This window comes from Streptomyces sp. NPDC048514, assembly GCF_043199955.1.
Classification (GTDB): domain Bacteria; phylum Actinomycetota; class Actinomycetes; order Streptomycetales; family Streptomycetaceae; genus Streptomyces.
On sequence record NZ_JBICWT010000002.1, the window covers coordinates 347,263 to 369,899 of the forward strand.

The window sequence follows — 22,637 nt, forward strand, 5'->3', positions numbered from 1 at the left end:
TTGCTCTGCGAGAACTTGACCCGATGCCGGTTTCCCGCTCCGGTGCCGCTCACGCCCGCGGGGTCACGGGTAGCGGACCAGGTTCGCCACGTTCGTGCCGGAGTTGGAGGGTCCTCCCGTGTTGTTGACGACGTGGCTGATGGTGCCGGTGCCGCCGAGGGAGACGGTCACCATGCTGGTGAAGCGGACGTTCGGGCTGTTCGGTGCCTCGATGGCGTGGGCCGCGGTGACGGCCGGGTCGACGTTGAAGTAGCAGTAGCTGCCGAGTCCGTACGCCTGGTGGCTGGTGACGGAGTCGGCGACCTTGTAGGCCGCGTAACCCTGGGTGGAGCCGTTCATCCAGGCCGACTGGTTCGGCGGGTCGTAGGGCATCTCGTTCTGGAAGAAGTAGGTGCGGCCGCCGTTGCCGTTCCAGATCGTCTGGTACTTCTGGAAGTGCTCGACGAACAGCCCGTACATCGTCACGTCGTCGCCGTTGACGACGAGTCCGGTGTCGGCGGTGTTGCTGGTCCAGCCGACGCCGCTGCCGTGGTCGGCGCGCCAGATCCACATGTGGTCGCCGACGACGTTGTCGCTGTTGACGACGAGGCTGGTGGCCGCCTTGCCGACGCCCGCGCCGCCGACGCGGAAGTACACGTCGTGCAGGGAGGTCGGGTCGGCCGCGTGGGAGGCGGTGGAGCCGGCCGGCCCGACCTCGACGAGGGTCTTCGAGCTGGTGGTGCCGGCGTCGAAGAGCAGGCCCGCGACCTTGACTCCGTCGACGTCGGCGACGGTCATCGCGGTGATGCCGTTGTCCGGGACGAAGGTGGCGAGCCCGAGGCCGAGGACGACCGTGTCGGGGCGGGTCACCCTCAGTGTCCGGTCGAGGTGGTAGACGCCCGGGGTGACGAGGAGGTTCTTGCCCGCGGCGAGCGCCGAGTCGATCTGGGCGGCGGTGGCGCCGGGCTTGACGACGTAGAAGGTGTCCAGGGACAGCGAGCCGCCCGCCGGGTTGCCGCCGGCCCAGCTGGTCGCCGTGGAGTCGGTGCGCACCGATGGCACGAACACCTGGTACTTCCCGGAGCCGTCGACGTACAGGAACGGTTTCTCCCGGGTGACCGGGCTCTGCGCGACGGTCGTGTACGGCGGTTTGGGGAAGCCGGTGGCCGGGACGCCCTGGCTGCCGACGAAGACCATGTTCCAGTTGGATCCGGTCCAGCCGCCGAGCTGGGAGTTGCGGGTCAGCCACTGCTGCTGGCTGCCGGAGTCGACCCGCCCGTCGATCTTGCTGTCGGCGAGGTAGCCGCCGGAGGACCAGCCGCCGTCGTCGAGGGCGAGGTTGCCGCGCAGGTGCATCCGGCGGTACGCCGCCGCCTGCGAGACCGCCCAGCGGTCGCCGCCGCCGGTGGGGGTGACGGAGAGGTTCTCCGCGCCGCGCCAGAAGTTCTGCGTGGCGTTGCCCTGGAACCAGTCGGCCTCGGCGTGCACGGCCCCGTTGACGGAGACGGCGTCCGGGGTCAGACCGAGGCCGAGCACCTGGGTGTAGAAGCCGACGTTGACGTCCGCACTGTAGGTGCCGGGCTTGAACATGACGGCGTAGCGCTGGGAGCCGAACTGGTTGGTCTCCTGCCGGTGGAAGATCGAGTCCAGTCGGCTCTGGATCGTGGCGGCGGGCATCGACGGGTCGAAGACGGCGACGTTGGGCCCGAGATCGGGGTCGACCGACTGGTTCACGGGGACCACCTGGAAGCGCTGGGCGGCGGTGCCGTTACAGGTGTACTGCACGAGCTGCACGCCGTCGGCGGTCGAGGCGGCGGGATCGTCCAGGCACTTGCCGCTGTTCCGGTTCACGAAGTGGAAGGCGCCGCCGCCGTCGTCCACGGGCAGCCACTGCTGGTTGGCGCCGCCGCCGTAGGTCCACAGGTGGACCACGGCGTTGTCGGCCGTGGACACGTCGGCGACGTCGGCGACCTGGTCGGTGTCGTTGCGGTTGTTGATGCGGACGTAGCCGTTGCCGGCGTCGGTGAAACTCCACTGCTGGGCGGTGGTGTTGTTGCAGGCGTACTGCTGCACGGCGGTGCCGTCGACGGTGGCGGCGGCCTTGGCGTCCAGGCACTTGCCGCTCGCGGCGTTGACGACGGTGGCGAAGCCGGTGGGCAGGGCCGCGGCCTGGGCGGGGGTGGGGGCGGCGGTGAGCAGGGACGCGGCCGCCACGGCGATCAGCGCGGCCGCGGCCGAGCCGCGGCGGCGGGTGAGGCGAGGCACGGATTCTCCTGGTGGACGTAGGTCAGCCGGTGTAGCCGGCGAAGACACGGGTGTAGTCCCAGGCGGACTGGGCGACGCCGGAGCAGCTGTCGGCGGGGCCGCCGGTGCAGGGCCGGTCGCGGTTGGCGGACCAGAAGGTGAGCCGGGCCAGGTGGTGCTGCTGGGCGTAGCCGAGGATGGTCCGGAAGTCGTTCACCGTGACGGTCTCGTTGTTGTCGGTGACGCCGTTCATCGACGAGATGCCCATGTCCCGGTAGGCCTGGTCGTCGCTGTAGTGGTACGCGGACTTGAGCGCGTTCTTCAGGCCCTCGGCCGCCTGTGTGGTGAGGTTGCCCATGTTCTTTCCGGCGCCGCCGAAGTCGAACGGCATGATGGCCCAGGCGTCCACGGTCAGCCCGGAGGAGGCGGCCCGGTTGATGAGGCTGGTGTCGGGGCCGCTCTGCCCGGTGCCGATGGTGATGTACACCTTCAGGCCCGGGTTGCCGGCCTTGACCGTCTTCAGCGCGTCCACCGTGCGCTGCTGGACCGTCGGGTTGCCGTAGGCGTCGGCCTCGATGTCGATGTCGATGGCCTTCAGGCCGTAGGCGTTGATCACCTTCTGGTAGGCGCCGGCCAGTTCGCCCGCGCTGGAGCAGGAGCTCTCCAGCTTGTTGCCGCTGTAGCCGCCGAAGGAGGGGATGATGTCACCGCCGTTCGCCCGCACGGTGTTGACGGTCTGCTGGTCGACGCCGCCGGTGAGCCCGCGGCTGCCGTCCCACTGCGGGTTGCAGTACCCGTTGCTGAGCACGAAGGCGAGGGTGAACCACTTCACGCCCGTGGCCTGGGTGATGGTGCTCGGGTTCGGCGGGCTGCCCCAGCCGTTGTACAGGTACGGCGCCACGGCCATCGAGCCGGCCGGCGGTGTGGTGCCGCCCGAACCGGGGGCGTTCCACTTCTGGTTGGCGCCGCCGCCGCAGCTCCAGATCTGTATCCGGGTGCCGTTGGCGGAGTTGTCGTCGCTGACGTCCAGGCACTTGTTCGCCTGCGGGTTGACGATGTCGTGGGCGGCCGTGACGGTCCACTTCTGGTTCGCGGCGCCGGTACAGGTCCACAGCTGCGCCTTGGCACCGTCGGCGGTCGAATTGCCGGTCACGTCCAGGCACTTGCCGAGGGCGCGGATGGTGCCGTCGCTGCCGACCGTCCACTGCTGGGCGCTCGTGCCGTTGCAGTCGTAGAGCTGGACGGCGGTGCCGTCGGCGGTGCCGGCCGCGGCCACGTCGAGACACTTGCCGGCCAGGCCGGTGATGGTGCCGGTGGCGGCGTGTGCGGGGGCGGCGGTGAGCAGGCCGGTGGCGAGGGAGAGCACCGCGAGGGAGACGGCGGCGGGGAGGGTTCTGGCCATGCGGGGGCGGCCTTTCGGTGGGGGGTGCCGGAGTGCGCCCAACACCGCGAAGCGGTCCAGGGGTCGGGAGCAGCCGACGTCTTTGTTTAAGGCGTGAAGTTAAAGGTCCGGACCACTGGAGTCAAGAGGCTGGACAGCGGTCAAGGACCTGGACGCCGCCGGCGGCGCCCGGTCCCGCATGCCCGAGGCCGCCGGCGCCGCCCGGACCCGCATGCCCGAGGCCGCCGGCAGCGCTCGTCCCTACACGTCATGCGCCGCCGGCAACGCTCGGACCCCCGTGTCCCGGGCCGCCGGCGCCTCGCCCTCCCGGCGTGCGAACTGCGTGCGGTACAGCTCGGCGTAGCGCCCGTCCGCCGCCAGCAGCTCCTCGTGCGTGCCCCGTTCCGCGATCCGGCCGGACTCCACGACGAGGATCTGGTCGGCGGCCCGGACCGTGGACAGACGGTGTGCGATCACCACCGCGGTGCGGCCCGCCAGGGCCTCGGTGAGCGCCTCCTGGACGGCCGCCTCCGAGGTGTTGTCCAGGTGGGCGGTGGCCTCGTCGAGGATGACCACCCGCTGGCGGGCCAGCAGCAGCCGGGCGATGGTCATGCGCTGGCGCTCGCCGCCGGAGAGCCGGTAGCCGCGCTCGCCGACCACCGTGCCCAGACCGTCGGGCAGGGAGCGTACGACGTCGGCGAGGCGGGCGCGGCCGAGGGCGTCCCACAGCTCCTCGTCCGGGGCGTCGGGGCGGGCCAGCAGCAGGTTGGCGCGCACGGTGTCGTGGAAGAGGTGTCCGTCCTGGGTGACCATGCCGAGGGTGGCCCGCAGGGACGCGGCGGTCAGGTCGCGCACGTCCACCCCGCCGACCCGGACGGCACCCGCGTCCACGTCGTAGAGCCGTGGCAGGAGCTGCGCGACGGTCGACTTCCCGGCGCCGGAGGAGCCGACCAGGGCGATGGTCTGCCCCGGTTCGGCGCGGAAGGAGATGCCGTGCAGGACCTCGGAGCCACCACGGGGGTCCAGGGCCGCGACCTCCTCCAGGGAGGCCAGGGAGACCTGGTCGGCTGCCGGGTAGGCGAAGCGGACCTCGTCGAACTCGACGGCGACCGGGCCCTCGGGCACCTCACGGGCGTCCGGCTTCTCCTCGATGAGCGGCTTCAGGTCCAGCACCTCGAAGACCCGCTCGAAGCTGACGAGGGCGCTCATCACCTCGACCCGGGCCCCGGCCAGCGCGGTCAGCGGGGCGTACAGCCGGGTCAGCAGCAGCGCGAGGGAGACGACCGCGCCCGTCTCCAGGGTGCCCCGCAGCGCGAACCAGCCGCCGAGGCCGTAGACGAGGGCCAGCGCGAGCGCGGAGACGAGGGTGAGGGAGGTGATGAAGACCGACTGGGCCGTGGCCGTGCGCACCCCGACGTCCCGCACCAGTGCGGCGCGCGCCGCGAACTCCGCCGACTCCTCCTCCGGCCGGCCGAACAGTTTGACCAGGGTGGCGCCGGGGGCGGAGAAACGCTCGGTCATGCGGGTGCCCATGGCCGCGTTCAGCGCCGCGGCCTCGCGCTGCATCCGGGCCATCCGGCTGCCCATGCGGCGGGCGGGCAGCACGAACACCGGCAGCAGGACGAGCGCGAGCAGGGTGATCTGCCAGGACAGGGTGAGCATCACCGCGAGGGTGAGCAGCAGGGTGACCAGATTGCTGACGACGCCGGAGAGGGTGTTGGCGAAGGCCCGCTGGGCGCCGATCACGTCGTTGTTGAGACGACTGACGAGCGCCCCCGTACGCGTACGTGTGAAGAACGCCACGGGCATGCGCTGCACATGATCGAACACAGCCGTTCTCAGATCGAGGATGAGACCCTCCCCGAGCGCCGCCGACAGGCGCCGGCCGAGGATGCCGAGTCCCGCCTCCGCGAGCGCGACGAGCGCGATGAGAAGGGACAGCCGGACCACCGTGCCGGAGTCGTGCCCCGCCACGATCGCGTCGACGACATGGCCGGCCAGTACGGGGGTGGCCACGGCGAGCAGTGCCGTGACCACCCCCAGCAGGACGAACCGGATGATGCCGGTCCGGTGCGGACGGGCGAAGGCGGCGATGCGGCGCAGCGTGGCGGCGGCGAAGGGACGGCGCTCCGACTGTGCGGTCATCACGCTGTGCAGCTGCGTCCATGCGGTGGTTTCCATGCTCATGCAAGAGAACGTAGAACCTCAAGCTTCGTTGAGGTCAATGTCCGCGCATTTTCACCCCCACCGGCGTCCCCCCGACCGAAGGCACCGATGACCGCAGTCTGTAAGCCGCCGTCCCCGATCCCGCCATCCGCCGTTGGGGCGGCGCGGAAAACCTCAGGTGATGTGACCGCCCTCCCGCTCTCCCCGCTCCCCCGGGGGCGACTCCCCCGTCGCGTCCCCGTCCGCCAGGTGCTGTGCCTGGTCCCGCTCGTCCTCGTCGCCGTGGCCGCCGTGCGGCACCGCTCGGTGCTCGCCGAGGGCTTCGGCCAGCTGCGCACCGCCTCCTGGCCGTGGCTGCTGGCTGCCGCCGCCGCGACCTGCCTGACCTGGGTGGCCGCCGCGTTCACCCGGCAGGGTGCGGTGGTGCAGCCGCTGCCCAAGGGCCGGCTGCTGGCCACCCAGTTCGCGGCCGGCGCCGCCAACCATCTGCTGCCCACCGGCCTCGGCGCGGGGGCGGTGAACCTGCGCTTCATGACCGTGTGCGGGGTGCCGCTGGCCCGTTCCTCGGCCGCGCTCGCCCTGTATCTGCTGGCCGAGTGCGTGGGCCGGCTCGGCCTGCTGGCCGCGCTGCTGGCCGCGTTTCCCGGCGCGCTGCGGCTCGGCACCCTGCTGCCCGACGGCTCGGCGCTGCCGCTGCTGGTGGGCACGGCCGCCCTGCCGGCCGCCGCTGCGGCCGTCCTGGCGCTCGTACGAGGGCTGCGCGCGCGGGTGTTCGCGTTCGCGCGGGACGCCCTCGAAGAGGCGCGCTCGGTGCACACCCGGCCGGCCCGTGCGCTGGCCCTGTGGGGCGGCTCGCTGGCCTTCCCGGCCCTGCAGGCGGCCGGTCTCGCCGCCGTCGGCCAGGCGCTGCGGCTCCCGGTGCCGCCCGCGCACATGGCACTGGCGTACCTCGCGGCGACGGCGGCGGTCGCCCTGGTGCCCACACCGGGCGGGCTGGGCTCCGTCGAGGCGGCGCTCATCGTGGCGCTGGTCGCGGTGGGCGGCCCGGCCGCGGTGGCCACGGCGGTGGTGCTGGCCTACCGGATCATCACCGTGTGGGTGCCGCTCGTCCCCGGGGCGCTGACGCTGGGGGCGCTGGTGCGGCTGAAGGTCATCTGAGGCAGAGTGGCCCTCCGAGCCGCGGCAGCACAGCAGGGGGTCACTCGTGTCGGTCCGTGTGGAGCGCAAGGAGCATGTCACCACGGTCGTCCTCTCCCGGCCGGCGGCCCGCAACGCGGTGGACGGCCCGACGGCCGCCGAACTCGCCGCCGCCTTCCGGGCGTTCGAGGAGGACGAGGACGCCCGCGTGGCCGTGCTGTGGGGCGAGGGCGGCACCTTCTGCGCGGGCGCGGACCTGAAGGCGATGGGCACCGGGCGCGGCAACCGGGTGGCGGAGGACGGCGACGGTCCGATGGGGCCGACCCGGTTGCGGCTGTCGAAGCCGGTGATCGCGGCGGTGGCGGGGCACGCGGTCGCGGGCGGCCTCGAACTCGCCCTCTGGTGCGATCTGCGGGTCGCCGAGGAGGACGCCGTGTTCGGCGTGTTCTGCCGCCGCTGGGGGGTGCCGCTGATCGACGGCGGCACGGTGCGGCTGCCCCGGCTGATCGGTACCGGCCGGGCCATGGACATGATCCTCACCGGCCGCCCGGTACCGGCCCGCGAGGCGTACGGGATGGGCCTGGCCGACCGCCTGGTGCCGGTGGGGCGCGCCCGCGCGGAGGCCGAGGCGCTCGCGGCGGACATCGCCCGCCTGCCGCAGGCCTGTCTGCGCAGCGACCGCGCGTCGGTCCTGGACCAGGAGGGCCACGACGAGGAAACGGCGCTGCGGCGGGAACTCCGCTACGGCGCCGACGTGCTGGCGGAGGCGATGAAAGGTGCGGCACGGTTCACGGCCGGCGAGGGGCGGCACGGGTCCCCGGCCGATCTCTGAGCGCGCCGCGGCGACACCGGCCATGGCGGCGGCAGGGCTCGGCACGACTCGGGTTCCACCCGCCCCGGCACGGCACGGCAGGGCCCGGTTCCACACACTCCGGCACGGCACGGCACGGCACGGCCCGGTTCCACCCGCCCCGGCAAGGCACGGCACGGCCCGGTTCCACACACTCCGGCACGGCACGACAAGGCCCGGTTCGCACGCTCGGCAGGGCTCGGCAGGGCTCGGCAGGGTGAGGGTTGCGGAGGGGGCCGTTCTGCCCGTTGCCTCAGGTCCCGGCGACGACGGCGTGGGCCGTGCCACGCCGGCGTCCGCGGCGGTCGCCGGTCCACTCCGGTGTGACGTCGGGACCGGTCACGGCCACACCCCTTCGGCCAGCCACGTCAGCACGGCCCCGGCGGTGAGGACGCCGTCCCGGGTGACGGCCCGGGCCCGCTGTCCGGGCCGGCTGACGCCGCCCGCCGCGAAGACACCCGGCCGTGAGGTGTGCGGACCCGCGCCGAGCGTGATGCCGCCCCGGCGGGCGAGTTCGTCCTCGGCGACGAAGTCTCCGGTGAAGACGATCGTGTCGCAGGGCAGTACGGCCGTGCGACCGTCGTGGTGGCGGACGCGGACACCGGACAGGCGCCCACGGCCGAGGAGTTCGGCGACCGTGGTGCCGGTGAGCAGCGGGATGCGGTGGCGCAGGCGGACGGCCTGGGCACGGGCGCGGCTCGTCCGGGCGCGTGGGTCCTCCGTCACCAGGGCCACGACCTCGGCACCGGCCGCGCGGAGGGTGCCGGCCGCCGCGTACGACACGTCCTCCGCGCCGGCCACCACCGCCCGGGTGCCGACGTGCTGGCCGAACAGGTGGACGGCCTGCTGGAGTTCACCGGTGGTGTAGACGCCGGCGGGCCGCGTGCCGGGCACCAGCCGGGCCGCCCGGGAGCGTTCGCGGGCACCGGTGGCCAGGACGACGGCCCGCGCCTCGATCGTCCCGGGCCCTCCGGCGCCGACGGTGGCTAGCACGGGGCCGCCACGACCCGAGCCGGATCCGGCCGCCCCCCGCGGCTCCGCGGTCGCCCAGTCGAGGACGCTCACGCCGGTCCGGATCACCGCTCCCGCGCGGTCCGCGGCCTCGACCGCGAGCCTCGCGTACTCGGGCCCGGTCAGCCGTTGCGACCACGTGCCGAAACCGCCGTGCACGCAGTGCCGTGGGACTCCACCGGCCCGCGCCTCGCGCTCCAGCACCTCGACGCGCCCGGCACCGGCCGCGGCCAGCCGGGCGGCAGCGGCGAGCCCGGCGGGCCCGGCTCCGACGACGAGCACGTCGACACACCGCGCCGCCGTCCCGGGCCCCACGCTCTCACCGGCCATGCCCCGCACACCCTCGTCCCTCATGAACCGCACGCTCTCGCCCCTCCCGGCCCAGCCGCCCGCGTCATCCGCGCGCCGAAACGGTCTCGGCCGCCGCCCGCCGCACCCACCCGTCCCGCATGGACCGGCCGCCCCTCGTCCGTCATGCGCGGCCGCGATCGCCGGGTCCCCGTTCGAGCAACTCCCGTACGGCGGCGCCGCAGTAGGTGCCCTGGCAGCGGCCCGCTCGTGCTCTGGTGCGGCGGCGCAGGCCCTCCAGGGTGCGGGGTGGGATCGTACTGGTGAGGGCGTCGCGGATCTCGCCGCGGGAGACGCGCTCGCAGTGGCAGACCAGGGCGGCGTACTCCGGGTCGGCGGCGACGAGTTCGGGCCGCTGGTGGGGCCTGGGCGCCGTCGCGCCGAGGTTCGGCATGGTGACGGGCTCCGGTTCGCGCACCGGACCGAGGTCGAGACCGGTGCCGGCCAGCAGGTCGGTGACGTGGGCGGCGATGGCCATGGACGCGGTCAGGCCGGTGGAGCGGATGCCGCCTACCGTGACGTACGCCTGCCCGGGGTGGGCGGTGATGCGGTAGTCGTCGTGTTCGGTGGCCGCGCGCAGTCCGGCGTAGACGGCGGTGACCTCCTCGTCGAGCAGGGCGGGCAGGATACGGCGGCCCTTGCGCCGGAGCAGGGCGAGCCCTTCGGCGGTGGACTGCGTGGACCGCTTGTCGTGCAGGTCCTCGGCGGTGGGGCCGAGCAGCACGTTGCCGTGGACGGTGGGGGCGACCAGGACGCCCTTGCCGAGGGCGGTCGGCACGGGCAGCAGGATGTGCCGGACGAGCTGGCGGGCCGGCTTGTCGAGGACGAGGAGCTGGCCGCGGCGCGGGGAGACGGTGAAGTCCCGGTGGCCGAGCCGCCGGTCCAGGGTGTCGGCGTGCAGCCCGGCCGCGTTGACCAGGTACCGCGTGGCCAGGGCGCCGCGCGTGGTGGTGAGGCGGTGGCCGTGGGCCTCCCGGGCGATGTCCTGGACGCCGGTGCCGAGATACAGGTCGACTCCGGCGCGTACCGCCTGGGTGGCGTAGGCCAGCGTCGTCGTCCAGGGGCAGACGATGCTCTCGCCGGGGACGTGCAGGGCGCCGAGCGCGCCGGGGCCCAGGTGGGGTTCGCGGGCGTACAGCTCGCCGGCGCCCATCGTGCGGGTGTCGGTGTGGCCGTTGCGCTCGGCCTTCCGCACCAGCCCATGCAGAGCGGCCAGTTGCTCCTCGTCCCAGGCGACGAGGAGGGCCCCGACGCGTTCCACGGCAATGCCCGACTCGGCGGCGAAGGCGCTCAGCCGGCCGTGGCCGTCCCGGACCAGCCGGGCCTCCAGGGTGCCGGGGGTGGCGTCGAAACCCGTGTGCAGGATGGCGGTGTTGGCCTTGGAGGTGCCCTGGCCCACATCGTCCTGGGCCTCCACCAGGGCGACGCGCAGCCGGGGGTGGCGGGCGAGTTCGCGGGCGATGGCACAGCCGACGACGCCGGCGCCCACGACCGTCACGTCGTACGCCACCCGGGGCAGCGGCCCCTCGGCCCTGACGGTCATGTGGCGAGCAGGGCCGCGACGGCGGTACGGAAGCCCGCCCGGCGTTCGGCGGCCTGGTCGGCCGGGATGCGCGGTTCGTACACGGCGGCGGGTTCCACGACGGGCAGGGCGTCATCGATGCCGAGGGCGGGGTCTGTGCCGAGCCGGGCGAGGGCGGCGGCGCCGAGTGCGGTGGCGTCGGGCAGCGCGGAGACCTCGACGGGGCGTTGCAGGAGGTCGGCCTGGGTCTGCATGAGCAGGGCCGAGCGGGTCAGGCCGCCGTCGACGCGGAGCAGGTCCAGCGGGGCGCCGAGGTCGGTGACGGCGGCCTCGGCGAGTTCGGCGACCTGGGCGGCGATCCCCTCGCACAGGGCGCGCACCAGATGCCCGGGGGTGGTGTCGAGGCCGAGTCCGGTGAGGGAGCCGCGCAGGTCGCCGCGCCACCAGGGGGCGGCCAGGCCGGCGAGGGCGGGGACGAAGGTGACCCCGCCGCTGTCGGGGACCGTGCCGCCGACGGGGTCGAGGTCGGCGGCCGAGGAGATGACGCCGAGGCCGGTGAGCCAGCGGACGGCCGAGGCGGCCGTGTAGACCTGGCCGTCCAGGCAGTAGCTGGTGGCTCCGGCGAGCCGCCAGGCCACACAGCTGACCAGCCCGGAGGTACCGCGCCGGGGCCGCTCGCCGGTGTGCGCGAGGAGGAACGCCCCGGTGCCGTAGGTGCACTTGGCGGTGCCGGGCCCGGTGACGCGCTGGGCGAACAGGGCGGCCTGCTGGTCGACGATCAGGCCGGTGAGGGGGATCTCCGCGCCGAACGCCGTGGTCGTGCCGACCGGCCGGGCCGCGTCGGTGACCTCCGGGAGGCGTTCGCCGGACAGGCCGTAGAGGTCCAGGGCGCGCGGGGACCACTCGGCCCGGTCCAGATCGAGGAGCTGGGTGCGGCCGGCGGTGGCGGCGTCGGTGACGTAGGCGCCGGTGAGCCGGTGCACCAGCCAGGCATCGGAGGTGGTGACGACGCCGTCGCGGGTGAGGTGGCGGCGGATCCAGGCCATTTTGGGGGCGGCGAAGTACGGGTCCAGGGGCAGGCCGGTCAGGTGCCGCAACTCTTCGCCGTGTTCGGCGAGTTCGGCGCAGACGGTCTCGGCACGCCGGTCCTGCCAGACCAGGGCGTCGGTCAGCGGGCGTCCGGTGGCCGGGTCCCAGGCGAGGACGGTCTCGCCCTGGTTGGCCAGGCCCAGCGCCACGACCTCCTCGCCGGCCTCGGCGAGTGCGCGCCTGCCGGCGTCCACCACCGAGTCGTAGAGCCGCGCGGGATCCACCTCGACCAGGCCGCCGGGCAGATGGCGCGGGCGCACCTCGGCGAACCCGCTGCCGAGCACGCCGCGTTCGGGACAGACCACGATCGCCTTCGTCCCGGAAGTGCCCTGGTCGACGGCGAGCACCGGCCCGGTCATCGCACCCCTCCCGCCCCTCCGGCCCCGAAGATCACCGCGTCAGCCTGCCCGCGCGTCGCACCCGGCGTCAAGAGCCGTCGGCCCGCGGTCAACTCCCCCGGCCGCATTGTTGACTTGGCAACAATGGAAAGGGTGCAACCTCCGCCTCTATAGTGACCGCCGACCGCTGCGCAACACTTCGATCACCGCCCAGGGGAGGGCTGTTGCTACGTCACCCCGCCACCTCGCCCACGCGCCAGTGGCAGGGGGCCGACGGCTGATGGCCAGAGAAGGAGCCCGCCCCTCCTACGACCCCGCCGGCCCCGACCGCGCCCTGCGCGGCGCACTCCAGGATCTGCGCACCGGACGCTGGATGGCCATGCGCACCCTCCTCGCGGACACCACCGAGTGGTGGCTGTGGACCCAGCGCACCCAGGTCCTCGCGGCGGCCGCTGCCGGCACCGACGTGGTGCGGGCCTGGCTCGCGGAGGAGCCGGGCAACGTCCATGCGGCGGTGATGCACGCCCGGGTCGGCGTGGAGCGTGCGCTGCGCGCGCAGCGGGAACGGCATCGCCGTACCCACGAGTTGTGGATCGAGGCCTGGGACTCCGCCCAGTCCGCGTCCCGGGCCGCCCCGCAGGACCCGGTGCCCTGGGTGTGCCTGCTGGCGCTGGCCCAACTGGATCCGGAGCAGCGCTGGGAGGAGCACCGGGCCGCCGCGCCGGAGCCGCTGCTGCCGCCGGCGCCCTGGGAGCTGCTGGCGGAGGCCGGCAAGCGGGACCCGTACAACCGCGAGGCCCACCACCGCATGCTGCAGTTCCTCTACGCGCGTGGCGGCTCGGGCCGGCTCGCGGAGGCCGCCGGCTACGCGCAGTGGGCCGCCGGACGGGCCCCGGCCGGCTCCGCGCTGCACGTGCTGCCGCTGTACGTCCGCGTCGAGCGTTACCGCCGGGAGAGCGGACACGACGCGGCACTGGACCTGCACTGGGTGGCGGAGGACGCGGCCCGCGAGGCGCGGCGCGCCCTGCACCGCTGGTTCGAGCACACCCACCACGCGGAACGCTCGCTGCTCGACCTCAACCACCTCGCGCACGCCCTGTGGGGCTCGCTGCAGTTCCCGGACGCGGCCCGGGTTTTCGACGCGATCGGCCCGTACTTCACGCCCCCACCCTGGATGTACCGCGCCCCTGGACGCGACCGCGCCCTGGAGGTGTTCGTACAGGCCAGGAACCGCTGCCGGGCGGCCGCGGACGGCTCGCCCGAGCCCCGCTGAGCGGATCCCCGCCACCGAGCGCGCCACCGCCCACCGGACGCACCGCCGGCTTCGAGAACTCCCCCCGCTTCGACATCGCCCCGGTCCCCCGGTCCCCCTGGTTCTCCGTGGTTCCCGCTGTTCTCCGTGTCTCCTCCCGACTCCCCCGCTCCCCCGAATTCCCCCGATCCATCCGATCCCCCCGGAGGTTCCGCATGTCCCGCACCCCCGATCCAGCGCCTTCCCCGGGCCTGCCGCAGCAGGACGAGGAGCAGCGCCTGCGCGAGCTGGGCTACCGGCCGGTGCTGGCCCGCCGCATGGGCGGGTTCGGCAACTTCGCGATCAGCTTCTCGGTGATCTCGATCCTGTCCGGCTGCATGACGCTGTACGGCTTCGGCCTGAACACCGGCGGTCCCGCCGTGATGCTGTGGGGCTGGGCGGGCGTCGGCCTCTTCGTGCTCTGCGTCGGTCTCGCCCTCGCCGAGGTGACCAGCGCCTACCCGACCTCCGGCGCCCTGTACTACATGGCCGACCGGCTCGGCGGCCGCCGCTGGGGCTGGTACACCGGCTGGCTGAACCTGCTCGGGCTGCTCGGCGCGATCGCCGGCATCGACTACGGCGCCGCCCTCTTCACCGGGGCCTTCGCGAACCTGCAGTGGGGCTTCGAGCCGACGCCGGGCGGAACCATGCTGATCTTCTGCGTCATCCTGCTGCTGCACGCGACGCTGAACCTCTTCGGCGTCCGCCTGGTCAGCGTGCTCAACTCGATCAGCGTGTGGTGGCACCTGGCGGGCGTCGCGCTGATCGTCGGCGCGCTGGCGATCTTCCCCGACCACCACCGGTCGGCGTCCTTCGTGTTCACGAAGTTCGTCGACGAGACCGGCTGGCACAATCCGCTGTACGTGGCCGCGATCGGCCTGCTCCTCGCGCAGTACACCTTCTCCGGCTACGACGCCTCCGCCCACCTGTCGGAGGAGACCTCGCACGCCTCGGTGGCCGCCTCCCGCGGCATCGTCCGCGCCATCTGGGTGTCCTGGCTCGCGGGCTTCGTGCTGCTGGCCGGGCTGACCTTCGCCATCCAGGACTACGACGCCACCCGCACCACCGACACCGGGGTGCCGCCCGCGCAGATCCTCTTGGACGGGCTCGGCACCGACGGCGCCAGCGCGCTGCTCCTGGTCGTGATCATCGCCCAGTTGTTCTGCGGGAACGCCGAGGTGGCCGCGGCCAGCCGGATGGTGTTCGCGTTCAGCCGGGACGGTGCCCTGCCCGGTTCACACCTGTGGCGCAAGGTGAGCAGCCGCACCCAGACCCCGGTGGCCGCCGTCTGGCTGTCGGTCGTCGTCGCCGGCGTCCTCGCCCTGCCGTCGCTGTACTCGGCGACGGCCTACAACGCGGTGACGGCCATCAACGTCATCGGCATCACGCCGGCCTACGCCATCCCCGTGTTCCTGCGGCTGCGCGCCGGGGACCGCTTCCGGCCGGGGCCGTGGCACCTGGGCCGCTGGAGCAGGCCGATCGGCTGGATCGCCGTGATCTGGGTGGCCTGCGTGACCGTGCTGTTCTGCCTGCCGCAGGCCTCGCCGGTGACGGTCGCCACGATGAACTACGCCTCGATCGCCCTTGCGGTGGTCCTGGTCCTCGCCAGCGTCTGGTGGTACGTCGCACGCCGGTCGTACGGCACGCCCACCACCGCGGCGTACGGCAGCGACCGTGACCAGGCCGAACTCGCGGAGGGCATCGTCTGAGCGATCGTCCGGGGCGCCGGTCCGGGTGCGAACCGGTGTGCCGGATACGGCAGGATGAGCGTGCGCGCGGATCACCGGCCGACGGCCGCCCCGCGCGATCGCACATCCCGGACATCGAGCAGGTGACAACGTGACGAGATCTCACATCAGTCCTCGCGCAGCGGCTTTGCGCCCGGGAGGTGACCGGTGAACCGCGCGCTGACCGTGGACGACCTCGTCCTCGCCGGAATCGCCCTGGGCGCGGGGCTGTTGCTGGCCTTCGTCTCCCGCACGCTGCTGCGCTGGCTGGCCAAGCACGCCAAGCGGACCCGCTGGTCCGGCGACGACGTCATCGTCGACGCGCTGCGTTCGGTCGTCCCCTGGGCGGCGATCGCGGGCGGAGCGGCCTCGGCGGCGGCGGTGCTGCCGCTGACCAGGACCGTCCAGCACCAGGTCGACCAGGTCCTCCAGGTCTGGCTGATCTTCGTGGTGACCGTGTCCGCCGCCCGCGTCGTCGCCGGCCTGGTCCGCAGCGTCACCCAGTCCCGTTCGGGTGTGGCGGGTTCGGCGACCATCTTCGTCAACATCACGCGTGTACTGGTGCTGGCGATCGGTTTCCTGGTCGTGCTCCAGACGCTCGGCATCTCGATAGCGCCCCTGCTGACCGCCCTGGGCGTCGGCGGTCTGGCCGTGGCGCTGGCCCTGCAGGACACGCTGGCCAACCTGTTCGCGGGCGTCCACATCCTCGCCTCCAAGACCGTCCAGCCGGGCGACTACATCCGGCTCAGCAGCGGCGAGGAGGGCTACGTCGTGGACATCAACTGGCGCCAGACGACGGTCCGCCAGCTCTCCAACAACCTGGTGGTCATCCCCAACGGCCAGCTCGCCAAGGAGAACATGACCAACTTCACCCGGCCCGAGCAGCAACTGACCGTGCTGGTGCAGGTCGGGGTGGGCTACGACTCCGACCTCGAGCACGTGGAGCGCGTGACGGCGGAGGTCGTCGCCGAGGTCATGGCGGACGTCACCGGCGCCGTCCCGGACCACGAGCCCGCCATCCGCTTCCACACCTTCGGCGACTCCCGCATCGGCTTCACGGTGATCCTCGGTGTCGGCGAGTTCAGCGACCAGTACCGGATCAAGCACGAGTTCATCAAGCGCCTGCACCGCCGCTACCGCGAGGAGGGCATCCGCATCCCGGCCCCGGCCCGCACGGTGGCCCTGCAGCAGGGCGCGCCGGTGATCCCGCAGCAGCGCAGCGGCGGGGACCTGACAGCCGGCCCGGCCCGGGCGGAGTAGACCGAACGCGCCGGGGCGGAGCAGGTGCGCCGCCCGGTCGCACCGGCCGGCCGGGGCACGGTCAGGGGGCCTGCTGCTGCGGGGCCGGTTCCGTGCGGTCCCGCAGGGACGGCGGGCTGCCGAGGCGGTCCGCCAGGAAGGGTTCCTGCGCGATCACGGCGCCCGCGCTGACGCTGACGGCGGCCGTGACGCAGACCACGATCAGCCAGGAGAGCAGCACGAACACGGTGCCGAGGGATCCGTACTCGGCCAGGGCCCGGTCGAGCGCCCGCGGCATGTAGAGACGCGCGGTCAGCGTCAGCGCGGAGAGGGCGATCGCCGTGATCAGGGCCGCCGGCAGCAGGGGCTTCCAGCCGATCCGGCCGCCGAGCAGCAGATGCTGCGTCCACCACCACAGGCCGGTCTGGCCGGCGAGCGTGAGGGGGACGCCCAGCCAGGCGCCCGCCCCGAAGCCGTCGCGCACGGGCGCCTGCAGGACCAGGAAGCCGAGCCACAGGAAGAGCCAGGCCGGCCACCGCCACAGGGCGACCCGGGTGCCCGCTCTGGGGATCTCCCAGGCCCGTTTGCACAGGCGCTGCAACGCCCGGCTGACGGCGGTGGCCGACAGCAGCACCATCAGCACTCCCACGATGCCGGTCGTCTGCCGGAGGCTGTCCGCCGTGGGCTGCAGGACCTGCTCCAGCTCGGCGTTCACCGGGCTCGTCAGACCGAACATCGCCCGCAGGGAAGCGGCCAGCCGGCTGCGGACCGCCGCCGGCGCGTACGCCCCGACCACGAACAGCAGCGGGACCGCGGTGAGGAAGCACTGCGCCGCCAGGCGAGTGGCGGAGTCGAAGATGTTCACCGACACCATGCGGTCCGCGAAATGCGTGACCACCGGATAGCGGCTCTCCGCCCGCCGGTGCGCCGTCTTCGCCCGGGCGATCAGCTTCCCGGTGCGCCCGCCCGCCGCCATCAGCGCTCCGGCGGCGCGCTGCGGCGGCCCGTACGGCACCCGTCCGCCGACGGCACCGGCCCCGTGGTCGGCATGGCGTCGCTCCCTTCGCTCCGTCCAGAGTGGAGGGCGCGGCCGGTGACGGCACCCCGGAGCACCCCGCCGGGCCGGCCGAGGGCAGGGCCGCGCCGGCGGACCGGAAACCGCCGCGGTCACCGGATGTCCGGTACCCGGGCGAACGTGCGGGGCCCCGCGCCACGTGCTGGAATGACAGGCGGGGGCTGTCCTCCGCCGGTGGCCGTGGGTGCGCCGCCGGAGAGGCGGGACGGCCGGACGGACCAACGGTCCGCCCTCTGTCCGGCCGGCCCGGTGCGTCGACACGTGGGAGATGACCGACATGCCCGGACAATCGCAGAGTCACGGACAGAGGCAGGAAGCATCGCAGGCCGCCGGCCAGCAGGGTCCGGTTCCGCCGTCCGCGGGCCCCGACGACATGACCCGGAAGATCGATCAGCTCAAGCAGCTGTCCGACTTGAAGGCCGAGGGAGTCCTGACGGGCGAGGAGTTCGAGGCCCGGAAGCGCCGGCTGCTGGGCTGAGGCGGGGAGGGCGGGCGGTGACCGACGAGGATCAGCGCCGTGCGCTCCGCTTCCTGGACCAGCGGCTCGACGCCCTAGCCCGGCAGCCGTTCCGGGCCCGGTTCCACCTGCGCGGGCGGGACCGGGCGACCGCCGAGCTGAAGGGCCCGGCCACGGTTCGCCGGCACGCGTACGAGCTGATCGGCAAGCGGCTGGCGCCGGCCGAGCCGTACAAGGACGGCAAGCAGACGCCGTACCGTGGCCATCCGGTCTTCGTGGCCCAGCACGCGACCGCGACCTGCTGCCGCGGCTGTCTTCGGCGCTGGCACGGGATTCCCGAGGGCCGGCGGCTGACCGGCGCGGAGCACGCGTACGTGGTGGACGTGATCTGCCGGTGGATCGAGCGCGAGATGGTGGGCGGACCCGGCGCGAGCCCCGGCCGCCACGGCTGATCCGGCCGGGCACCCCGCGGCTCGACGGGGCCGGGGCACCCGGCAGCCTCTCCGGACCGACACCCCGCGGCGGATCCGGCCGGGCACCCGGCGGCGGATCCGGGCCGAGCAGCTCACAGCCGAGCCGATTCAGCTCCCAGCCGATCCGGCCGGACCCCTGTCGATCCGGCCCCGCGTACGAGATATCTTGATGTCGAGCAATGTTGCAGACGTGGAGCGGAGCACCCGGTGACTGACTCGACCATCATCTACACCTACACAGACGAGGCCCCGGCCCTGGCGACGCATTCGTTCCTGCCGGTGATCCAGGCGTACGCCTCGCAGGCCGGTGTGTCCGTCGCGACCCGCGACATCTCGCTGGCCGGGCGCATCATCGCCGTCTTCCCGGAGTACCTGAACGAGGACCAGCGCATCCCCGACGCGCTGACCGAGCTGGGCGAACTGGCCAAGACCCCCGAGGCCAACATCATCAAGCTGCCGAACATCTCGGCGTCCATCCCGCAGCTGAAGGCCGCCGTGGCCGAGCTGCAGGGCAAGGGCTACGCGCTGCCGGACTACCCGGACGACCCGAAGAGCGACGAGGAGCGGGAGATCCGCGCCCGTTACGACAAGATCAAGGGCTCCGCCGTCAACCCGGTGCTGCGCGAGGGCAACTCCGACCGCCGTGCCCCGGCCTCGGTGAAGAACTACGCCAAGACCCACCCGCACCGCATGGGCGCCTGGAGCTCCGACTCCAAGACCGACGTGGCGACCATGGGCGTGGACGACTTCCGCTCCACGGAGAAGTCCGTGGTGATCTCCGAGGACGGCTCGCTCCGTATCGAGCTGGTCGGTGACGACGGCTCCACGACCGTGCTGCGCGAGTCGGTACCGGTCCTGGCCGGCGAGGTCGTCGACGCCTCCGTGCTGCGCACCGCCGCGCTGCGCGAGTTCCTGACCGCGCAGGTCGCCCGGGCCAAGCAGGAGGGCGTCCTGTTCTCCGTGCACCTGAAGGCCACGATGATGAAGGTCTCCGACCCGATCATCTTCGGTCACGTGGTGCGTGCCTTCTTCCCGAAGACGTTCGCGAAGTACGCCGAGACCTTCGCCTCGGCCGGCCTGACCCCGAACGACGGCCTGGGCGGCATCCTGAAGGGCCTGGAGAACCTGCCCGAGGGCGCCGAGATCAAGGCCTCCTTCGACGCCGAGATCGCCGAGGGCCCGGCCCTCGCCATGGTCGACTCGGACAAGGGCATCACCAACCTGCACGTGCCGTCGGACGTGATCATCGACGCCTCCATGCCGGCGATGATCCGCACCTCCGGCCACATGTGGGGCCCGGACGGCCAGGAGCACGACGCCCTCGCCGTCATCCCGGACTCCTCCTACGCCGGTGTCTACCAGGCCGTCATCGACGACTGCCGGGCCAACGGCGCCTTCGACCCGTCGACGATGGGCACCGTCCCGAACGTCGGCCTGATGGCGCAGAAGGCCGAGGAGTACGGCTCCCACGACAAGACCTTCGAGATCCCGGTGACCGGCACCGTCCGCGTGGTCGACGCGTCCGGTGAGGCCCTGATCGAGCAGGCGGTCTCCGCGGGCGACATCTTCCGCGCCTGCCAGACCAAGGACGCCCCGATCCGCGACTGGGTCAAGCTGGCCGTCACCCGCGCCCGCGCGACCGGTGACCCGGCCGTGTTCTGGCTCGACGAGGGCCGTGCCCACGACGCCAACCTGATCGCCAAGGTCGAGCAGTACCTGGCCGAGCACGACACCGAGGGCCTGGACATCAAGGTCCTGTCCCCGGTCGAGGCCACCAAGCTGTCGGTGGAGCGCATCCGCCGCGGCGAGAACACCATCTCGGTCACCGGCAACGTGCTGCGTGACTACCTGACCGACCTGTTCCCGATCCTGGAGCTGGGCACCAGCGCCAAGATGCTGTCGGTCGTCCCGCTGATGGCGGGCGGCGGCCTGTTCGAGACGGGTGCCGGCGGCTCCGCGCCGAAGCACGTCCAGCAGCTGGTCAAGGAGAACTACCTGCGCTGGGACTCGCTGGGTGAGTTCTTCGCCCTGGTGCCGTCCTTCGAGCAGTACGCCGAGGCCACCGGCAACACCCGGGCCAAGGTCCTCGCCGACACCCTCGACCGCGCCACGGCGACCTTCCTCAACGAGGACAAGTCCCCGACCCGCCGCGTCGGCGGCATCGACAACCGCGGCAGCCACTTCTACCTCTCCCTGTACTGGGCGCAGGAGCTGGCCCGGCAGACCGACGACGCCGACCTGGCCAAGGCGTTCGCCCCGTTCGCGGAGGCCCTCGCGGCGGCTGAGGAGCGGATCGTGGACGAGCTGAACGCCGTCCAGGGCTCCGCGGCCGACATCGGCGGCTACTTCCAGGTCGACAAGGCCAAGGCGGACGCCGTCATGCGCCCGTCGGCCACCTGGAACGAGACGCTGGCCTCGCTGAGCTGACACCCTCGTCCGCGGGCCTGAACGGCCCCTGAACTCCGCCCCGGTCGGCACTGCCCGGCCGGGGCGGAGCCGTTGTGACCGGGGCACCGGCCCCCGGCTCCCGCAGCCGGCCGGTGCCCGGGAGCCGGGTGCCGGTGCCGTGTGGCACCGTGGTCCCGCAGCACACGCTCGCCACCGCCGACAGCACCCAGGAGCAGCCCGTGACCGGATCCGTCCCCTCCTTCGAACTCCTGCCCGGGGCCGACGACTCGCCCGTGCTGCTGCACGTGCCGCACTCGGCGCGGACGATCCCCGAGGAGGTGCGCGCCGGAATCGTGCTCGGCGACCCGGACCTGGAGCGCGAGCTGGACCACATCACGGACGCGCACACCGCCGAGATCGCCGAACGGGCCGCCGCCCTGGCCGGGTTGACGCCCTGGCGGTTCGTGAACCGGCTGTCCCGGCTCGTGGTGGATCCGGAGCGGTTCCCGGACGAGCGGGAGGAGATGCTCGCCGTGGGGATGGGCGCGGTGTACACACGGACCACCCACCGGGGCGAGCTGCGGCCGGCGGGCACCGATCCGCGGCCGCTGGTGGAGCGCTACTTCCGGCCGTACGCCCGGGCCATGACCGAGGCGGTGGCGGGGCGGCTGGCCGCGACCGGCCGGGCCGTGATCATCGACGTGCACTCGTATCCGGCCGAGCCGTTGCCCTACGAGCTGCACGCGGCGGGTCCGCGGCCGCCGGTGTGCCTGGGAACGGACGCCTTCCACACCGCGCCGGAGCTGGCCGAGGCGGCCGGCAAGGCCTTCGCGGGGTGCGGGGGTACGGGCCTGGACAGCCCGTTCGCCGGCACGTACGTGCCGCTGGAGTTCTACGGGCGCGACGTGCGGGTCGGCGCGCTCATGGTGGAGATCCGCCGGGACACGTACATGACGGAGCCGGGCGGGCCGGCCGGTCCGGGCCTCGGCCGGCTGGCCTCGGCGCTGGCCACGCTGGTCGACACCGTGTGACCCGGCGTCGGGCGACCCGCCCGCGCCACCATCGCGCCGGCGCGGTGGTGGCGCGGCGCGGTGGTGGCGCGGCGTGGTGGTGGCGCGGCGCAGTGATGGCGCGGCGCGGTGATGGCGCGGCGCGGTGATGGCGCGGCCGCGGCCCGAACTGCTCGTGGAGTCGCCGCTGCACCCGCTGCCGGTGCTGCGGCTCGCCGTGCCGCCGGAGCGGGTCCGGCGGCGGCACCCGGACGATGATCCGCGGGTCGCGGACGCTTCCGGTCACCCGGTGAGCGGCCTCAGGCCCGCAGCCACTCCGTGACGATCACCTCCGCGCCGGCTCGCAGCCGCAGGGCGAACGGGCCGGCCGGCGGGGTGTCGCTGGTGAATCGGCCGAGGGTGTCGAGGGCGACCGGGACGGCGGTCTGCGGGCCGCAGAGCACCTCGATGCGCGCCGACCGCGGCGGCAGCACCTGACCGATCAGCCCGTCGTCGGTGACCTCGACGTCGACGGTCACCTCGCCGGCGCGGAACGTCAGCATCCGCGGCGCGTCGGTGACGCCCCTGACCGGCAGGGCGTCCACGAGCGAGTCGAAGGTCAGCTCGGCGATCCGGGCGTCCAGGTCGTGCAGCGCGTAGGCGTCGAGGGCGAGTTGGCGCAGGGCCTCGGGGACCGGGTCGAGGACCGCGGCGGCCTGCCGCAGCTCCTCCTCAAGCAAGGCGTCCCCGAGCCCTTCGCCGTCCGCGAGGCTCTCGTCGTCCATGAGCCTCTCGCCGTCCGCGAGGCTCTCGTCGTCCATGAGCCTCTCGCCGTCCGCGAGGCTCTCGTCGTCCATGAGCCCGCCGCCGTGCCCGACCGCACCCGGCCCGACCTCGTCGCGCCCGATCTCGTCGCGTCCGACCTCGTCGCGT

At 73.4% G+C, this 22,637-nt stretch carries 16 protein-coding genes and 1 pseudogene; 9 read left to right on the top strand and 8 right to left on the bottom strand.

Annotated features, from left to right (window positions below; all coding sequences use genetic code 11):
* Positions 1-63: 63 nt before the first annotated feature.
* From ACGFT2_RS04400 to ACGFT2_RS04410, 3 genes are all read right to left on the bottom strand, one after another.
* Positions 64-2,244 (bottom strand): RICIN domain-containing protein, encoded by a 2,181-nt coding sequence (locus ACGFT2_RS04400; RefSeq protein ID WP_393273356.1) that lies wholly within the window; start codon positions 2,242-2,244, stop codon positions 64-66.
* A 22-nt stretch (positions 2,245-2,266) separates the two neighbouring features.
* Positions 2,267-3,625 (bottom strand): lectin, encoded by a 1,359-nt coding sequence (locus ACGFT2_RS04405; RefSeq protein ID WP_393273358.1) that lies wholly within the window; start codon positions 3,623-3,625, stop codon positions 2,267-2,269.
* 240 nt (positions 3,626-3,865) lie between these two features.
* Entirely contained in the window at positions 3,866-5,791 is a 1,926-nt protein-coding gene (locus ACGFT2_RS04410) for an ABC transporter ATP-binding protein (RefSeq protein ID WP_393273360.1), read from the bottom strand.
* A gap of 162 nt (positions 5,792-5,953) precedes the next feature.
* Between ACGFT2_RS04410 and ACGFT2_RS04415 the strand changes: the two genes are divergently transcribed.
* The gene (locus ACGFT2_RS04415; RefSeq protein WP_393273362.1) at positions 5,954-6,928 is read left to right on the top strand and encodes a YbhN family protein; all 975 of its coding nucleotides are present in this window, start codon (positions 5,954-5,956) and stop codon (positions 6,926-6,928) included.
* A 46-nt stretch (positions 6,929-6,974) separates the two neighbouring features.
* Positions 6,975-7,739 (top strand): crotonase/enoyl-CoA hydratase family protein, encoded by a 765-nt coding sequence (locus tag ACGFT2_RS04420; protein WP_393273364.1) that lies wholly within the window; start codon positions 6,975-6,977, stop codon positions 7,737-7,739.
* Positions 7,740-8,099: 360 nt separating this feature from the next.
* On the opposite strand, the pseudogene ACGFT2_RS04425 reads toward ACGFT2_RS04420, so the two are convergent.
* The 3 genes and pseudogenes from ACGFT2_RS04425 to ACGFT2_RS04435 form a co-directional block, all read right to left on the bottom strand.
* Positions 8,100-9,098 (bottom strand): annotated as a pseudogene (locus ACGFT2_RS04425) (FAD-dependent oxidoreductase); the annotation flags it as partial.
* Positions 9,099-9,240: 142 nt separating this feature from the next.
* Positions 9,241-10,659 carry an FAD-dependent oxidoreductase gene (locus tag ACGFT2_RS04430; RefSeq protein ID WP_393273366.1) on the bottom strand — a complete coding sequence of 473 codons (1,419 nt, stop codon included), beginning with the start codon at positions 10,657-10,659 and terminating at the stop codon, positions 9,241-9,243.
* On the bottom strand, positions 10,656-12,086 hold the full coding sequence (locus ACGFT2_RS04435; protein WP_393273367.1) for an FGGY family carbohydrate kinase: 1,431 nt from the start codon (positions 12,084-12,086) through the stop codon (positions 10,656-10,658). The genes ACGFT2_RS04430 and ACGFT2_RS04435 overlap by 4 nt, the downstream gene beginning before the upstream one ends.
* A 259-nt stretch (positions 12,087-12,345) precedes the next feature.
* Between ACGFT2_RS04435 and ACGFT2_RS04440 the strand changes: the two genes are divergently transcribed.
* The 3 genes from ACGFT2_RS04440 to ACGFT2_RS04450 all read left to right on the top strand — a co-directional run bounded on the left by ACGFT2_RS04440 (position 12,346) and on the right by ACGFT2_RS04450 (position 16,343).
* The gene (locus tag ACGFT2_RS04440; RefSeq protein WP_393273369.1) at positions 12,346-13,338 is read left to right on the top strand and encodes a hypothetical protein; all 993 of its coding nucleotides are present in this window, start codon (positions 12,346-12,348) and stop codon (positions 13,336-13,338) included.
* Between the two features lie 194 nt (positions 13,339-13,532).
* The gene (locus ACGFT2_RS04445) at positions 13,533-15,065 is read left to right on the top strand and encodes an amino acid permease (protein WP_393273371.1); all 1,533 of its coding nucleotides are present in this window, start codon (positions 13,533-13,535) and stop codon (positions 15,063-15,065) included.
* A gap of 186 nt (positions 15,066-15,251) precedes the next feature.
* On the top strand, positions 15,252-16,343 hold the full coding sequence (locus ACGFT2_RS04450; RefSeq protein ID WP_393273373.1) for a mechanosensitive ion channel family protein: 1,092 nt from the start codon (positions 15,252-15,254) through the stop codon (positions 16,341-16,343).
* A gap of 61 nt (positions 16,344-16,404) precedes the next feature.
* Here ACGFT2_RS04450 and ACGFT2_RS04455 read toward each other — a convergent pair whose 3' ends face one another.
* Positions 16,405-17,337: a YhjD/YihY/BrkB family envelope integrity protein gene (locus ACGFT2_RS04455; RefSeq protein WP_393273375.1), complete on the bottom strand. Its 933-nt coding sequence runs from the start codon at positions 17,335-17,337 to the stop codon at positions 16,405-16,407.
* 337 nt (positions 17,338-17,674) lie between these two features.
* On the opposite strand from ACGFT2_RS04455, the gene ACGFT2_RS04460 reads away from it, so the two are divergent.
* From ACGFT2_RS04460 to ACGFT2_RS04475, 4 genes are all read left to right on the top strand, one after another.
* Entirely contained in the window at positions 17,675-17,875 is a 201-nt protein-coding gene (locus tag ACGFT2_RS04460) for an SHOCT domain-containing protein (RefSeq protein WP_393273377.1), read from the top strand.
* A 17-nt stretch (positions 17,876-17,892) separates the two neighbouring features.
* Positions 17,893-18,306: a DUF4186 domain-containing protein gene (locus ACGFT2_RS04465; RefSeq protein ID WP_393273379.1), complete on the top strand. Its 414-nt coding sequence runs from the start codon at positions 17,893-17,895 to the stop codon at positions 18,304-18,306.
* 228 nt (positions 18,307-18,534) lie between these two features.
* Positions 18,535-20,754, top strand: coding sequence for an NADP-dependent isocitrate dehydrogenase (locus tag ACGFT2_RS04470; RefSeq protein ID WP_393273381.1), 2,220 nt, complete (start codon positions 18,535-18,537; stop codon positions 20,752-20,754).
* A 200-nt stretch (positions 20,755-20,954) separates the two neighbouring features.
* The gene (locus tag ACGFT2_RS04475) at positions 20,955-21,746 is read left to right on the top strand and encodes an N-formylglutamate amidohydrolase (protein WP_393273883.1); all 792 of its coding nucleotides are present in this window, start codon (positions 20,955-20,957) and stop codon (positions 21,744-21,746) included.
* Between the two features lie 278 nt (positions 21,747-22,024).
* Here ACGFT2_RS04475 and ACGFT2_RS04480 read toward each other — a convergent pair whose 3' ends face one another.
* Positions 22,025-22,489, bottom strand: a complete 465-nt coding sequence (locus tag ACGFT2_RS04480) for a hypothetical protein (RefSeq protein WP_393273885.1) — start codon at positions 22,487-22,489, stop codon at positions 22,025-22,027.
* Positions 22,490-22,637: the final 148 nt, after the last annotated feature.